Genomic DNA, 15,675 nt, shown 5'->3' with positions numbered 1-15,675 from the left:
TAAATAGGGGGCCGCGTCCGTCGCATTACCACGTTACATAGCACGCCACCCTTCCCCTCCGAGGGGTGTGGACGCACGTTGCGCTCCCTATCATTGGGTGCATTCATTCATCATGAGGCACACCATGACGTCGCAGAGACAAGGCCCGTTGACCGGGATCCGTGTACTCGAGATCGCGGGCATCGGTCCCGGGCCGTTTTGCGGCATGCTGCTCGCCGACCTGGGCGCAGACGTGGTGGTGGTCGACCGCGTGGATCCCGGTGCCGACCGACTCGACCTCGCGCAGCACGACATTCCGAATCGCGGCAAGCGCTCTATCGTTGCGGATCTGAAAACGCCCGCGGGCGTTCAAACGGTACTCGACCTCGTTGAACATTGCGATGCGCTTATCGAAGGCATGCGCCCTGGCGTGATGGAGCGGCTGGGCCTCGGGCCGGACGCGTGTCTGCAGCGTAATTCGCGGCTGGTCTATGGGCGCATGACGGGATGGGGGCAGACCGGTCCGCTTGCTCACGCTGCGGGCCACGATCTGAACTACATCGCACTGTCGGGCGCGCTCTGGTATTCCGGGCAGCCGGGCGAGACACCCATGACACCGCCGAGTCTCGTCGGGGACATGGGCGGTGGAGCGCTCTATCTTGCAATCGGCCTGCTCGCCGGCATCATGCATGCACGCGTCACCGGTCAAGGACAGGTTGTCGACGCGGCCATCGTCGACGGCAGCGCGCACATGATGTCGCTCCTCCTCGCGCTTCACGCATCCGGCCAGTTCACTACGGCACGCGGACAAAGCCTGCTGGACGGCCCGCACTGGTACAACACCTATCGCTGCGCCGACGGCGGCATGATTTCAGTCGGCTCCGTCGAACCGAAGTTCTATCGGCAGTTGTGCGAGAAGCTCGGACTTGCCGACGACCCCGCCTGCAACGACGCCAACAACAAGCACGCCTGGCCTGCCTTGCGCGAGCGGTTCACGGCGCTTTTCGCGAGCCGTCCGCGCAATGAATGGTGCGCGCTGCTGGAGGGCACGGACGCATGCTTTGCGCCCGTTCTCAGCCCCGAGGAAGCCGCCGCGCATCCGCATATGCAGGCGCGAAACATCTACACACGAGAAGGCGGCGTTTTGCAGCCCAATCCCGCGCCGCGCTTTTCGGCGACGCCCGCGCACGGTCCGCGCGCGGTTCCCCGCCGCGGCGAACACACAGGCACGGTCCTGAAAGACTGGTCCGCGCGCTGATTGCGGCGGCCGTTCTCGCCTTCGTACACGCTTCCAATACCAAGGATGACTGATGAATAAAGACCTATCGAGCCTGTTCCTGAGCGAACAGCAAATCCTGATTCGCGATAGTGCACGGCGCGTAGCAACCGAAATCATCGCGCCGACGGCGGCGCAGCGCGATCTCGAATCCGCGTGGCCGCATAAGGAACTGAAGGAACTTGGCGAACTCGGCTTTCTGGGCATGCTTGTTCCGGAGGCGTATGGCGGAACGCAAGCGGGCGTGCTCGATTTCTGCCTTGCGCAGCACGAATTCGCGGCCGCGGACGCAGGGCTTGCGACGATCCTCCACGTTCACAACTTCACGGCAATGTGTATCGCCGAGAACGGCACCGAAGATCAGAAACGCCGCTTTCTGCCAGCCATGGCCAGCGGCGAGGCGATCGGCGCATTCCTGTTGTCGGAGCCGCATGCCGGATCGGACACAGCAGCGTTGCGCGCGAGCGCGGTACGCGACGGCGACCACTACGTGCTCAACGGCACGAAGCAGTTCATTTCGAACGGTAGCGAGGCCGGCGTAGCCGTCGCGTTTGCAATCACGGACAAGAGCGCCGGCAAACGCGGCGCGACCACATTCATCGTCGATACATCGAAGCCGGGCTATCTCACGACACGCGTGGAAAGCAAGCTCGGGCAGCACACGGCTCACACCGCGCAGATCAGCTTGGAAAACTATCGGGCGCCGGTGTCGGATCGGTTGGGCGCCGAGGGCGACGGCTACCGTACGGTCATGGGCGGATTGTCGGACGGCCGCATCGGCATCGCGTTCATTGCCGCCGGAGCAGCGCGCGCCGCGCTCGAAGCGGCCGTGAAATACGCGAATGAGCGCGAGGCGTACGGCGCGCCTATTGCGCGCCTTCAGGGTGTGGCGTTCGATCTCGCCGACATGGCCGCACAAGTCGATGTCGCCTTTCAGTACTGCATCCATGCAGCGCGCCTGCGCGACGCGGGCGTCGATTGCATGAAGGAAGCATCGATCGCGAAGCTGTTTGCAAGCGAGATTGCCGAGAAGGTCTGCTCGAACGCTCTGCAGATTCACGGCGGCTACGGCTATTTGTGCGACTTCCCTGTCGAGCGCTATCTGCGCGATGCGCGGGTGTGCAAGATTTATGAAGGCACCAGCCACATCCAGAAGATGATCATCTCCCGTCATATCGGCTGACGCCGGTCTCCATCCGCTTCGGGCCTGCAGGCAGGCCGAAGCGTTTTGTTTCGTCGATCAGTATCGACTCCAGCGGATTTGCGCAGTCACCGAGTCGTAGATCCACCGGCGGGCATGGCGCCCGTCGCGTCATTCGCGGACTCACCGCCCAGCCGCCGAAGCGAGCGCGCCGGGTTGATGAACGCGACGCCCACTGCACTGCCAGCCACTAGCAGCGCGCCGCACAATACGAAACCCTGTTCGTAGCCGCTTGAGGCACTGCCTGCTTCGACCAGGCGGCCGGTCAAGATCGGAGCAATCACACCTGCCAGCGAGGCAATCGAATTACCGATCGCGAGCATGGCGCCGCGTTGCCCAAAAGGCGTGACCTCGTCGAGAATCGCAGGGCACATCGCGTAGCTGAAGGTGCCAAACGCAATCACGCAAATGACGGCCACTTCGCGGACCACGAGCGAAATGCCGGGTATGACAAGACAGATGAACATCGTGCCGCCGAGCACCTGACACGCGGCGGCTGTCCAGCCTCGCGCAAAGCGCGACGGCACGCCGCGCGCGATGAGCCGTTGAACGACGAGCGAAACCGTCAGCGACACGGGTATTCCGAACATGATCGCGAGCGCGTAGAGGCGGCCGGAGGTCAGCGCGTCATAGCCGAGGCCGTTCTGGAAATACGCAGGCAGCCAGGTGAAGATGAGCACGATTGCCCAATACGAGACGAACTGCATCAGCATGCTCGCGAGGACGGTTGGATCCGTCAGCAAGCGACGGTAAGGCACGTGAGCGCGCGCAACGGCAGTCGCGGGCGTATCGTCGATGGTGCCCTCCCTGCCGAACATCAGCCATACGGCGGACCATGTCAGGCCCGCCACGAGCAGTACCAGGAAGTTCGCGCGCCATCCCCAATGCAGCGTGATCAACGGAACTGTCACGCCGGCAATCAGCAGCCCCAACGCTGCGCCCGCGCCGATCAGCGAAACCGGCAGGATGCGCTTGCCAGGCGGGAACCACTTATAGACCGCATGAATGGCCACTGGATAAGCCGGCCCCTCGGTAAGACCCAACGCGATACGCGCGGCGACGAACACGGCTACCGACGTGGAGAACACCAACGGAATCTGGCACACCGCCCAGGACAGCGCCATTACGAGCAGCAGCCAGCGAGCGGCGACCCGGTTAGACAAAAAGCCTCCGGCGATGCCGCCGAATGAAAACAACCAGAAGAAACTGCTGCCGATCACGCCGAACTGCGCGGGTGAAATCTTCAGTTCGTTCATGATGGGCACGGCCAGCATACCGACGACGATCTTGTCGACAAAGTTGGCCATCATGAAAGCTAGTAACAGAAGCGCAATGCGCCATGCGGTCCGGGGCTCGTATTGCATATTCATTTCATCCCTCGATGTATCGCGCAAACGAATGGCCCCGGTCGCAGGGACGCGTTGTCGTTGCGCCGAACGGTAGCGGGTCGCGTCGATCGTTGGTATCAGCGAATCCCATTCAGGGTTCAACGACGTTGAAATGGCCATTGAAGGTGTCGAGAGTGGCAAGCATTGCGAGGAACTGCTGCTCCTCACCGGCGAGCTCGATTTCCCCTTGCTGGATCGCCTCGCGAAAGCCTGTCTCGCCCATCAGAATACGATTGAGGGTCGCGCGGCTCATGGCCACCGTGACCTGCGGCGTTTTCCGGTGCACCCCCGGCCAACTGGTGAGCGCGCCGTGCTGGAGGTTCAGCGCATAGCGGCTGCCCGTATCCGTGAACTGCCAGTCGATTCGCAACTCCAGCGCTTGGGCTTTCAGCCCGTCCACGCGCACGGCAAGATAGTCGAAGAACATCTGATCGTTCATTGCGCACACCATGTCGGCACTACGTTTGCCGTAGGCGGGCGCCAAACCCAGCCCCTCGCGAAGCTCGCGGGAGCCGAGCAGGAACGCATTGCGCCACGTCGCGGATTCGGCCTGAAAGCCCATCTGCTCGAGCGCCGCCGCTCCGAGTTCACGCGCTTCGCGCAGGTCCGGTTGTGCAAACACCAGGTGGTTCATCACCTGCGCAACCCAGCGGTATTCGCCGAGCTCGAAATCGCGCCGCGCGCGCTCCAGCAGCGTCTGCGCACCGCCCATGTACTCCACGTAGCGCACAGCCGCCTGCTCCGGCGGCAGCGCGTGAAGATTGCTTGGGTTGCCGTCGTACCAGCTCAGGTAGTACTGGTAGATTGCCTTCACGTTGTGCGAGACCGTTCCGTAATAGCCGTGCGTATGCCACTGGCCGCTCAGGGTCGCCGGAAGCCGCATGCACTCCGCGATCTCCAGCGCGGTCATGCCGTGATTCATCATGCGGACTGTCTGATCGTGCAGGAACTTGTACAGGTCTCGCTGCTCTTCGAGAAAGGCCGTGATTCGTTCGCTGCCCCACGTGGGCCAGTGATGCTGGGCGAACACGACATCGGCGTGCGGCGCATAGCGCTCGAGCGACCTTGACAGATAGCGCGACCACAACTGTGCGTTGCGAACCTGCGCGCCGCGCAACGGGCAGAGATTGTGCATGGTACGCGTGCCGTTTTCCGCGAGGTTGAGCGCGCGCAGTTGCGGGAAGAAAAAGTGCATTTCCGCCGGCGCTTCGCTATCCGGAGTCAACTGGAAAACGATCTCCACGCCGTCGATTGTGTGCGTCTCCGTCTCATTGCAGATCAGTCGTGTTGGCTCGATGAGCGTCAGGGTTCCGCGCGGCCCATTTTTGCCGAGCCCCGAATCGATCTGACAGCAGGCGCTGCGTGCGAGCGTATGCCCGAACTGGAATTGCGCGCGGCGTGCCATCACGGTGCCGGCGAGGACATTCTCGGAGAGGGCCTCTTCCATGAAGCCGTTCGGCGCAATGACGACGACCCGACCCTCGCGCACATCCGCCTCCGAGACGATGCCCTTCACGCCGCCGAAGTGATCGGCATGGCTGTGACTGTAGATCACCGCCACAACCGGCCGTGCGGGACGATGCGCCAGATAAAGCTGAAACGCGGCCTGTGCCGTTTCCTGCGTGGACAACGGATCGATGATGATGAGCCCCGTCTTCCCTTCGACGATTGTCAGGTTCGACAAATCGAAGCCGCGAACCTGGTAGATCTGCTCGGCCACCTTGAACAATCCGTGGATAGCATTCAACCGGGCCTGACGCCATAACGCGGGGTGCGCGGTCGCCGGCGCCTCGGGGTCGTCGAGGAAGTCGTAATCGGCAAGGGTCCAGACCAGGCGGCCATAGGCGTCGCGCACTTCCGCGTTCGGAATGGTGGCGATGAAACCACGCCGCGCTTCCTCTTCGTCGAGGTGGTCCTCGACGGGCAACTCGCGCAGCGCCTGCTGCTGGGCAGCGATGGTGGCAGCTGTGGCGACGCGCTGCGCGGCCGGCTGCGTCGGGGCTTCCGATGATTGAACAGACGACATGGTGGATTCCAGATGCGTTACGACGATTGGATCGCACGCACGCGCTTCGTCGCGCGCGTGCGTCTTGGCGTGTAGCCATGCGGGCCGCCCGATGTGCCGAATGTATTGAATGTGCCGGGATCTGGCGTGCTCTATTGGAGCCTGGCGACAGATATAATTCAATTGCAAGTTTGTCATCGCATCTCTGCATAGGGCGCATAGCTTGAACCTCAAACGGCTTGAACATCTGATCGCTGTCGTCGAAGCGGGGTCGCTCGCCGCCGCGGCACGCCGCGTTCATCTGTCGCAACCGGCGTTGACGCGCAGCATTCAGGCGCTGGAAGCCGAAGCGGGATTGCCTCTGTGCGAACGAGGCCCACGCGGCGTCACGCTGAACGCGGCGGGGCAGATGGTGGCCGAACGGGCACGGCGAATCCTGTTCGAGACGAACAGCCTTGCGCGCGATCTGGTTCTTCTTCAGCAGCATGAGGTGGGAAGCGCGGACTTCGGGCTCGGGCCGCTGCCGGCCGCGATCATGCTGCGTGAGGTGCTCTGCGCGCTCAATCGCGACTGGCCCGGCTTGCGCGTGAATGCGGAAGTCAATGAAGGCGAGGCGCTGGTCGAATCGCTAAGGGCCGAGCGGCTCGACTTCGTCGTGGTCGAACATCGCTACGTCCCGCTCTCCGCCGAATTGAAAGTCACCCGTCTGCCCGTCGAGCCGGCTGGCTGCTTCGTCCGCCCGCACCACCCGCTGCTTGCGGACGAGATGACAGTAGAGCGTCTGCGGCAATCCCCGCTGGCTTGCGTGCGCGCACCGCAAAGCGCGCTGGCAAGGATGCGCGAGGTCCTCGGTTGCCTGCCCGGCGAGAATCTGCATTTTCAGGTCACCACCAACGATTTTCATTCGCTGATTCACATCACGCGTCACTCCGACCTCGTCCTGCTCGCGCCCACGCGCGCGTTGGCGGAAGAACTGGAGTCAGGCAGGCTGGTGCAATTGACGGTACCGGCAGTCTTCAATCTGTCCGCTCAATTCGCCATTGTGAATCTGGCCCAGCGGACGCTGTCGCCGTCTGCGCAGCGCGCGATTGCCGCAATTGAAGCCGCGGGCAGCTGAGCAGCAAGCATTCAACGTCCGGAATGGCCGGCGTATGAGTGACGCGGCCGGTCTCGGAATCGGCCTCATGATGCGAAGGGAACGGCGCGTGGGCTCATCGTTTGCGACTGCGCCCACACACACGCGCCAACCGCCAACTAGTTAGGAACGCTATGAAAGCTACGCACGCAGCCGCGCACGAGCGGCGCCTGCAATGCTTGCGAGCGTTTCCGCGCTCAAATGTGCGGCGATTTTGTGCACGTATTCGTGATGCCACGCCTGCAACGGCGCGCCCAGTTGCTGGGCGAGCAGGTAGCGGATCAGCGCGATGCGCCGGTGCCGCAGCAGCATGCTCTGATCGAGCAGCGCGAGTGCGGCATCGGCATCGCCTTGTTGAAATGCGCGCTCGGTGAGGCGCGCGGTGACGACTCGGGTCGACGTCATGTGAGTCTGGCAGCGCGAAGGCCGCGAGCGGTCCACGGGAACAGCGCTCGCGGCGTCACGGCAGTCACGACAGTCACGACAGTCACGACAGTCACGACATCAATGGCTCGGCTGCATCGAGCATGATCTTCACGAAGTAGTCCGCAAAGCTGCGACGCACGATGATATCGAAACTGTCGGCGCCGGTGGGCACGAGCGTCATCGACGCCTTGAAGTAATGGCTTTGAGCGCACTGCCCGTCGCCGAACAACTTGGGATGCAGATCGAGCGGACAGCCGCGCGAGAGCACTTCACGAGTGCGAGCGCCGCTGATTTCGAGCACCGTATAGCCGCTGCCGATATCCACCGCCGACGCGAACACGCCCGCAAACGCCGCACCGAGCTTCGCCTGCAACGGCGCGGTGCGCGTTGCGTCATGCGCAGTGGCCGAGCGCACGAGCCATTCGTCGGGTCCGAGCCACAGCATGTCGTAGCCGTTGCCGCGCGCGACCGTGTTGGCTTTTTCCGGCGGCGGGCAACCGAGCACGTTTTTCACCGCCTGCACAAACGCGGCGTCGCGCGTGTCGCCTCGCACGTTCACGAGTTCGAGAAACGGCCGCTCGCTTAATCTGAATGCCGCGCTTGCCGTGGCCTGATGCTTTTTCAGCAGCGCATCCACACCTACTAGCGGCGACTCCTGCCATACGCCGGTTTGCCTGCCGACAGCACGATCCACGACCGACGCAGCCGTTTTGGTTTCATTCCACATGTTGACGCGCTCCTTCGCTGTCGTAGAACACCGAGCTGGTGATCTTCGCTGCAATCTGTTTGCCGCTCGAAAGCGGGACTGTGACCGTTTCGCCGATCTTCTCGAGACCGCCCTTCACGACCGCCATCGCAATCGAGCGCTTGAGAATCGGACTGTAATAGCTCGACGTGACGTGTCCGAGCATCGGCGCGGTGTCGCCCTGGAACGGACCGGCGACGATCTGTGAGCCTTCGGGTATCACGAACGACGGATCGTCAGAAAGCAGCCCGACCAGTTGCTTGCGCCCTGCCTTCGCCGTGTCCGAGCGGGTCAGCGAACGCTTGCCCAGGAAGTCTTTCGACTTCGCGACGAGTCCGCCCATGCCGAGGTCGTAAGGCGTCATCGAACCATCGGTATCCTGACCGACGATGATGTAGCCCTTCTCCGCCCGCAACACGTGCATCGTTTCCGTGCCATACGGCGTGATGTCGAACTCGGCACCCGCGGCCATCAACGCTTCCCACACCGCGCGCCCCACATTCGCCGGCACGTTCACTTCATACGCGAGTTCGCCGGAGAAGCTGATGCGCATAACACGCGAGGCCGCGCCCGCGACTGTGCCTTCGCGATAGCTCATGAACGGAAACGCGGCGTTCGCGAAGTCGATGTCGTGACACACCTTCTGCAAGACCTTGCGGCTGTTGGGGCCGACCACGGCGAAAGTCGCCCAGTGATCCGTGACCGACGCAAGACGCACGCGCATATCCGGCCATTCCGTTTGCAGCCAGCGTTCGAGCCACGTCAGCACGCGCGCCGCGCCCCCTGTGGTGGTGGTCATCATGTAGTGCTGGTCGGCGAGGCGCACGGTCACGCCGTCGTCGAAAATCATGCCGTTTTCGTCGAGCATCAGGCCATAGCGGCACTTGCCGACTTCGAGTTTGCTCCATGGATTCGTGTAGACCCAATTCAGGAGCTTCGCAGAATCGGGGCCCTGAATGTCGATCTTGCCGAGCGTCGAAGCATCCAGAATGCCGACGCTGGTGCGCACCGCGAGCGATTCGCGTGCGACGGCAGCATGCATGTCCTCACCCGCTTTCGGGTAATACCAGGGACGCTTCCAGTTGCCGACGTCCTCGAAAGCAGCGCCGTTCTCCACGTGCCATTCATGCACGGCCGTCTTGCGCACCGGATCGAGAAATTCGCCGAGCTCGCGGCCCGCGAACGTGCCGAACGTGACCGGCGTGTAGTTCGGGCGGAACGTGGTGGTGCCCGTCTCCGGAATCGTCTTGCCGAGCGCCTGCGCGAGAATCGCCATGCCGTTGATGTTGCCAAGCTTGCCCTGATCGGTGCCGAAGCCCATCGCCGTATAACGCTTCACGTGTTCGACCGACTCGAAGCCTTCGCGCGCGGCAAGGAAAATATCCGCCGCGGACACGTCGTTCTGGAAGTCCACGAACTGCTTGGGCCCGCGCGTTGCGAGCTCGCGTCCGCCGACGAGCCACAGCGGCTCTATTTTCGTTTCGCTGATCTCGGCGACCTGAACCGGATTCGGCCGGGCGACGATATGGCCTGCGGCGCGCGCGGCCTCGACGCCCGCATCGACGGCGAAACGGATGCCCTGGCCGAGCGTGAAATCGCCGTTGCAGGCGCCGACGCTCGTCTCCGGCTGCATCGCCTTGCCGGGCACGAAGCAGGCTTTCTGGTCATGCCAATGCGCCTTGCCGCCCGACTGCGCGAACAGATGCAGCACAGGGCTCCAGCCGCCGGACATCGCGAGCAGATCGCAGGACAATTCGCTTTGCTTCGCGCCGACCTGGCCGCTTGCATATGAAGCGATATCCACCGACCCCACGCGCAGTTTGCCGTACGCCGCCGTGACGACGGCGCCGCTGATCACCTTCACGCCATAGCGGCGGGCAAGCGCGGGCAGCGTGCCCTTCGATTCACCCGCGCGCGGATCGATCACCGTCACCTGCGCGCCGGCCGCTTTCAGGTCGAGTGCGCATTGATAGCCGTCGTCGTTGTTCGTGAAGACTACTGCGTCGCGGCCCGGCAATACTGCATAGCGATGCAGATACGTCGATACCGCTGAAGCCAGCATCACGCCCGGCAGATCGTTGTTGCCGAACACGATGGGCCGTTCATGCGCGCCGGTCGCGAGAATCACGCGTTTTGCGCGGATCTTCCACATCAGTTCACGCGTGCCCTTGCGTTGCGACACTGGCAGATGATCGGTCAAACGCTGAGTAACCGTGACGAGATTGTGGTCCTGATAACCAAACGCGGTGCTGCGCGTGAGAATCTTCACCTCGGGCATCTGCCGCAGTTCGTCTTCGATCTTGTGCACCCACTGCAACGCAGGCTTGCCGTCGATCTCCGCGCGGCACGACAGCAACGAGCCGCCGAGTTCCGGCTGATCCTCGACCAATGTCACGCGTGCGCCCGACAATGCTGCTGCGTGCGCGGCCGCAAGACCGGTCGGCCCGCCGCCCACCACCAGCACGTCACAATGTGCAAAGCACTTGTCGTAGCGGTCGGCGTCGAGTTGCTCGGGCGCCTTGCCGAGACCCGCGGCGTCGCGAATCACTTCTTCGTACTTCGGCCAGAATTTGCGCGGCCACATGAAGGTCTTGTAGTAGAAGCCCGCCGGAATGAAGCGCGCGAACTTCTGATTGACCGCCATGCGATCTTTCTCGATGCTCGGCTTCGCATTTACGCTGTTCGCGACGAGCCCCTGATACAGCTCGACTTCGGTTGCGCGCGCATTCGGCACCGTGTAAGCGCCGGTTTCGAGTTGCACGACGGCGTTCGGCTCTTCCACACCCGCCGTGACGATGCCGCGCGGCCGGTGATATTTCCAGCTACGCGCAACGAAATGCAGCCCGTTGGCGAGCAATGCCGAAGCCAGCGTATCACCCTGATAACCCTGATACTGACGGCCGTTGAACGTGAATGTAAGCGGCAAAGCGCGATTGATGCGCCCGCCATTCGGGAGTCGGTCTTTCTGGCTCATTGCGTCTTGCCCTCTTGTGCCTGGCCGTCGTTGCTGTCCATCTTGAGCAGCGGACGGTCGAACGTCTCATAGCCCTGGATCTCGTAGCTCACCGTATCGCGCTGCGCCTTGAACCAGCGGCGGCAGCCTTGCGTATGCATCCATTGCTCACGATGCACGCCGCGCGGATTCTTGCGCATGAACAGGTAGTCGCCCCACTCCTTGTCGGTGAGCTTCTCGGTATCGAGCGGACGCGCAATGTCCGCTTCGCCGCCGCAAGAAAATTCGGTTTCGGCGCGTGGCCCGCACCAGGGGCATTCGATCATCAGCATGTTTGTCTCTCTATCCAGCTCTAGTGCGTTAGTGGGCGACGGCGGCGGCGCCGTGTTCGTCGATGAGATGGCCGGTGTAGAAACGATCCAGCGAGAAAGGCGCGTTCAGTTCATGCGGCTCGTCTTTCGCGATGGTGTACGCATAGGCCCAACCGGAACCGGGGGTCGCCTTGAAGCCGCCCGTGCCCCAGCCGCAATTGAAATAGAGCCCCTTCACGTCGGTCTTGCTGATGATCGGGCATGCGTCCGGCGAGACGTCCACGATGCCGCCCCACTGCCGGTTCATGCGTACGCGCGAAAACACCGGGAACATTTCGACGATGGCTTCGAGCGTGCCTTCGATAATCTGGAAGCTGCCGCGCTGCCCGAAACCCGTGTACTGGTCCACGCCCGCGCCAATCACCAGATCGCCCTTGTCGGACTGGCTGATATACGCGTGCACGGCGTTCGACATCACCACCGTGTTCACCACCGGCTTGATCGGCTCGGACACCAGCGCCTGCAACGGATGGCTTTCGAGCGGCAGGCGCACGCCGGCCATGTCGGCGAGCGTGGACGTATTGCCCGCCGCCACGACTGCGACTTTCTTCGCCTTGATGAAACCCTTCGTCGTATCCACGCCCGTCACCTGGCTGCCGTTACGGCGAATGCCGGTTACCTGGCAGTTTTGCACGATGTCGACGCCGGCCTGGTCCGCGCCGCGCGCGAAGCCCCAGGCCACCGCATCGTGACGCGCGACGCCGCCGCGCCGCTGAATCGACGCGCCCAGCACCGGGTAGCGGCTATTCAGATTGATGGTCGGCTCGAGTTCCTTGATCTGCGCGGGTGTGAGGAATTCGGCGTCCACACCGTTCAGCCGGTTCGCATTCACGCGCCGCTCGGTGTCGCGCACGTCCTGCAACGTGTGCGCGAGATTCATCACGCCGCGCTGGCTGAACATCACGTTGTAATTCAGATCCTGCGAGAGACCTTCCCACAGTTTCATGGCCTTTTCGTAGAGCGCGGCCGACTCGTCCCACAGATAATTCGAGCGGACGATGGTCGTGTTGCGCGCCGTGTTACCGCCGCCGATCCAGCCTTTTTCGAGCACGGCGATATTGCGCACGCCATGTTCTTTTGCGAGGTAATACGCGGTGGCGAGACCGTGTCCGCCGCCGCCGACGATCACCACGTCGTACTCGCGTTTGGGCTCGGGACTCTTCCACTGTCGTTCCCAGTTCTCGTGATACGACATCCCGTTGCGCAAGAGGCTGAATATCGAATAGCGGCTCATCGTTGGTCCTTGTGGGTGCTGTCGGTGCTGTCGGTGCTGTCGGTACTTTTGGTGCTTGATGCGTGGTGCTTCACAACGTCCTGAATAGAGCGTTGTTCAGCACTCGATGACGTTCACGGCCAATCCGCCGCGCGACGTCTCCTTGTATTTCGTCTTCATGTCCGCGCCGGTCTCGCGCATCGTCTTGATCACATTGTCGAGCGATACGTAGTGCTGGCCGTCGCCCTTCATCGCCATGCGCGCGGCGTTCAGCGCCTTGATCGCGCCCATCGCATTGCGCTCGATACACGGAATCTGCACGAGCCCGCCGACGGGATCGCAGGTCATGCCGAGGTTGTGTTCCATGCCGATTTCCGCGGCGTTTTCGACTTGCGTCGGCGTGCCGCCCATCACGGCGGCGAGCGCCGCGGCGGCCATCGAGCAGGCCACGCCCACTTCGCCCTGGCAGCCCACTTCGGCGCCGGAAATCGACGCCGTTTCCTTATAGATAATGCCGATAGCCGCAGCGGTCAGCAGGAAGTTGACGATGCCTTCGTCATTCGATGCATGCATGAACTTCACGTAGTAGTGCAGCACAGCCGGAATCACACCGGCCGCGCCGTTGGTCGGGGCGGTCACGACGCGCCCGCCTGCCGCGTTCTCTTCGTTCACGGCCATCGCGTACAGGTTGATCCAGTCGAGCATGGAAAGCGGATCGCGCAGCGACTCCTCCGAGCGCGAGCGCAATTGCCCACACAGGTCCGCAGCGCGGCGCTTCACATGCATGGGTCCTGGTAATTCGCCGCGCACCTTGCAACCGCGTTCGACGCAAGCCGACATCGCGCGCCAGATCGCGAGCAGGCCTTCGCGCACTTCCTGTTCGGAGCGCGCCGCGCATTCGTTGCGCAGCGTCACCTGCGCGATCGACAGGCCCGTTTCGCGGCACACGCGCATCAGATCGTCGCCGGTGCGAAACGGATACGGCACCTCGGCGCCGGCACGTACGCCGTTCACGCGATCACCCTCCCGATTCACGACGAAGCCGCCGCCAATCGAGTAATACTCTTTTTCAACCAGCAGTTGCCCGTACTCGTCGAATGCCTGAAAACGCATGCCGTTCGGATGCACGATGCCCGAGCCGGGCGCACCCGGCATCAGCTTGCGGAAAAAGCCAAGATGCTCGCGCTCGTCGAATTTAACCGGATGCTTGCCGAGCAGCGCGAGTTGCTTCGTCTCGCGAATCGCCTGCAAACGCGGCTCGATCGTGTCTGGATCGATCAGTTCGGGAAGATTGCCTTCCAGGCCGAGCAGCACCGCTTTGTCCGTGCCATGGCCCTTGCCGGTCGCGCCGAGCGAGCCGAACAGTTCGACCTTCACGCGGCGCACGAAGGCAAGCAGGTTTGCGTCTTCGATATGCGACGCGAAGCGGCAAGCAGCGATCATCGGCCCGACGGTGTGCGAGCTGGAGGGGCCGATACCGATCTTGAACAGATCGAATACGCTGACGTTCATGGCGTGCCTTGTGCGTTGCAATGCCTGGGTTGCGGGATTTACCTCGAAACAGGCCCTATTGCACCGCACGTCAAATTGGACCGATAGAATAAAAACGGCATGACAGTGGGATAGTGGCGTCAAGCGCACTGCCCGCCAAGCGCCACGGCGTATTTACGAAGGCTTCTGACGCATTTGCGACAGGCGCCGACCTTGCGGCTCGCGATGCTGACGGCACTAGTGATCAATGCCGCGATGAATCCCGGTGCTATGCTTGACTCAAACCTTTTCCGCTCTGGCTGCATGCATGAACTCCGCTGAACCGCTTCCCCTTCAATCTATCGACGGCACGCCGAAGCAGCGCATCCGCTTTGGCATCATCCTGCTGCCGAACTTCACGCTGACGGCGTTTTCGGGGTTCGTCGACCTGTTGCGTCTATCCGCGGACGAAGGCGACTTCAGCAAGCCCGTGCGCTGTTCATGGAGCGTGATAGGGGAAACCCTTGCTCCGGTACGCGCGAGTTGCGGGATCCAGATCACGCCGTGGGAAACCTTCGACAACGCCGAGCCATTCGATTACGTCGTCGTGGTGGGCGGCCTGCTGCATTCGGGACCGGCCGCGAACGACGCGACGCTTGCGTTCATACGCCGCGCCGCGGCGACCGATGCAACGCTCGTCGGCATGTGTACCGGCGTGTTCTCGCTGATGCGCGCGGGCGTGCTCGACGGTCATCGCATTTGCGTGAGCTGGTTTCACTACTGGGATTTCATCGAGCGCTTTCCGTCTGTGAATGAAGAGGCGCTGGTGGCGGACCGGCTGTTCGTGATCGATCGCCGGCGCATTACGTGTTCAGGCGGGCGGGCTTCCATCGATGTGGCCGCAGCCATTCTTCTGCGCCACTTCGAAACCGCAACGGTGCAAAAAGCACTGCGCATTCTGCTCGTGGACGACATGCAGAAAGGCAACGCGCCGCAGCCGCATCCACCGGGACTCGCGCCTGCAGCGCACCCGAAAGTGAAGCGCGCGATTCTGCTGATGGAACAGCACGTGGGACGTTCGCTTTCACTCGATGAACTCGCACGCAAGCTCGACCTGTCGCCGCGTCAATTGGAAAGGCTTTTCAAGGCACAAACCGGCAAGGCGCCGCAGGCTTATGCGAAGCAGGTGCGCCTGCGCACGGCTGCCTGGCTGTTGACCAGTTCGGACAAGACCGTGGCCGACATTGCATCGAGTTGCGGCTTTTCCGATGCGTCGCATCTGGGCCGCGAATTCCGCAAGCAATTTGGCTTACCGCCGATGATGTATCGCGAGCAGCGCGGCACGGCGGCCGAAGCTGAATACGGTGCGGATTTTGATGAGACGTTTCCGGGGCGGGCGCAGGCGATTTGAGGCCCTGATTCAAGGCTCTTTGTCGATGCCGTTTGATTTTAGCCCTTGATTGACAGCCTGAAACCGCGCAACACAAGTTTCCGCGCCGCTTTACGCGGCGCG

At 62.6% G+C, this 15,675-nt stretch carries 12 protein-coding genes; 4 read left to right on the top strand and 8 right to left on the bottom strand.

Annotated features, from left to right (window positions below; translation table 11 throughout):
- Positions 1-124: 124 nt before the first annotated feature.
- Positions 125-1,237: a CaiB/BaiF CoA transferase family protein gene (locus JMY24_RS25670; RefSeq protein WP_128596772.1), complete on the top strand. Its 1,113-nt coding sequence runs from the start codon at positions 125-127 to the stop codon at positions 1,235-1,237.
- Between the two features lie 52 nt (positions 1,238-1,289).
- On the top strand, positions 1,290-2,438 hold the full coding sequence (locus JMY24_RS25665; RefSeq protein WP_128596771.1) for an acyl-CoA dehydrogenase family protein: 1,149 nt from the start codon (positions 1,290-1,292) through the stop codon (positions 2,436-2,438).
- Positions 2,439-2,524: 86 nt separating this feature from the next.
- Here JMY24_RS25665 and JMY24_RS25660 read toward each other — a convergent pair whose 3' ends face one another.
- On the bottom strand, positions 2,525-3,826 hold the full coding sequence (locus JMY24_RS25660) for an MFS transporter (protein WP_128596770.1): 1,302 nt from the start codon (positions 3,824-3,826) through the stop codon (positions 2,525-2,527).
- 109 nt (positions 3,827-3,935) lie between these two features.
- On the bottom strand, positions 3,936-5,870 hold the full coding sequence (locus tag JMY24_RS25655) for an alkyl/aryl-sulfatase (RefSeq protein WP_128596769.1): 1,935 nt from the start codon (positions 5,868-5,870) through the stop codon (positions 3,936-3,938).
- 202 nt (positions 5,871-6,072) lie between these two features.
- On the opposite strand from JMY24_RS25655, the gene JMY24_RS25650 reads away from it, so the two are divergent.
- The gene (locus JMY24_RS25650) at positions 6,073-6,966 is read left to right on the top strand and encodes a LysR family transcriptional regulator (protein WP_201703165.1); all 894 of its coding nucleotides are present in this window, start codon (positions 6,073-6,075) and stop codon (positions 6,964-6,966) included.
- A gap of 159 nt (positions 6,967-7,125) precedes the next feature.
- On the opposite strand, the gene JMY24_RS25645 is transcribed toward JMY24_RS25650, so the two are convergent.
- From JMY24_RS25645 to JMY24_RS25620, 6 genes are all read right to left on the bottom strand, one after another.
- Positions 7,126-7,389, bottom strand: a complete 264-nt coding sequence (locus tag JMY24_RS25645; protein WP_128596768.1) for a hypothetical protein — start codon at positions 7,387-7,389, stop codon at positions 7,126-7,128.
- A gap of 91 nt (positions 7,390-7,480) precedes the next feature.
- Positions 7,481-8,137, bottom strand: a complete 657-nt coding sequence (locus tag JMY24_RS25640) for a sarcosine oxidase subunit gamma (RefSeq protein WP_128596767.1) — start codon at positions 8,135-8,137, stop codon at positions 7,481-7,483.
- Complete coding sequence (locus JMY24_RS25635) at positions 8,127-11,129, bottom strand: sarcosine oxidase subunit alpha family protein (RefSeq protein ID WP_128596766.1); 3,003 nt, start codon at positions 11,127-11,129, stop codon at positions 8,127-8,129. Before JMY24_RS25635 ends, JMY24_RS25640 begins: the two co-directional genes overlap by 11 nt.
- A complete protein-coding gene (locus JMY24_RS25630) occupies positions 11,126-11,440 on the bottom strand; it encodes a sarcosine oxidase subunit delta (protein WP_128583947.1) in 315 nt (104 codons plus the stop codon). Before JMY24_RS25630 ends, JMY24_RS25635 begins: the two co-directional genes overlap by 4 nt.
- Positions 11,441-11,468: 28 nt before the next feature.
- A complete protein-coding gene (locus JMY24_RS25625) occupies positions 11,469-12,713 on the bottom strand; it encodes a sarcosine oxidase subunit beta family protein (RefSeq protein WP_020067487.1) in 1,245 nt (414 codons plus the stop codon).
- 96 nt (positions 12,714-12,809) lie between these two features.
- Positions 12,810-14,204 carry an L-serine ammonia-lyase gene (locus JMY24_RS25620; RefSeq protein ID WP_128596763.1) on the bottom strand — a complete coding sequence of 465 codons (1,395 nt, stop codon included), beginning with the start codon at positions 14,202-14,204 and terminating at the stop codon, positions 12,810-12,812.
- Positions 14,205-14,490: 286 nt separating this feature from the next.
- Here JMY24_RS25620 and JMY24_RS25615 point away from each other — a divergent pair, with 286 nt between their 5' ends.
- Positions 14,491-15,573 carry a GlxA family transcriptional regulator gene (locus JMY24_RS25615; protein ID WP_128596762.1) on the top strand — a complete coding sequence of 361 codons (1,083 nt, stop codon included), beginning with the start codon at positions 14,491-14,493 and terminating at the stop codon, positions 15,571-15,573.
- The last annotated feature ends 102 nt before the right edge of the window (positions 15,574-15,675 follow it).

It is taken from the genome of Paraburkholderia kirstenboschensis, assembly GCF_904848585.1.
GTDB lineage: Bacteria > Pseudomonadota > Gammaproteobacteria > Burkholderiales > Burkholderiaceae > Paraburkholderia > Paraburkholderia kirstenboschensis.
This window is presented reverse-complemented; position numbering and strand designations above follow the sequence as displayed.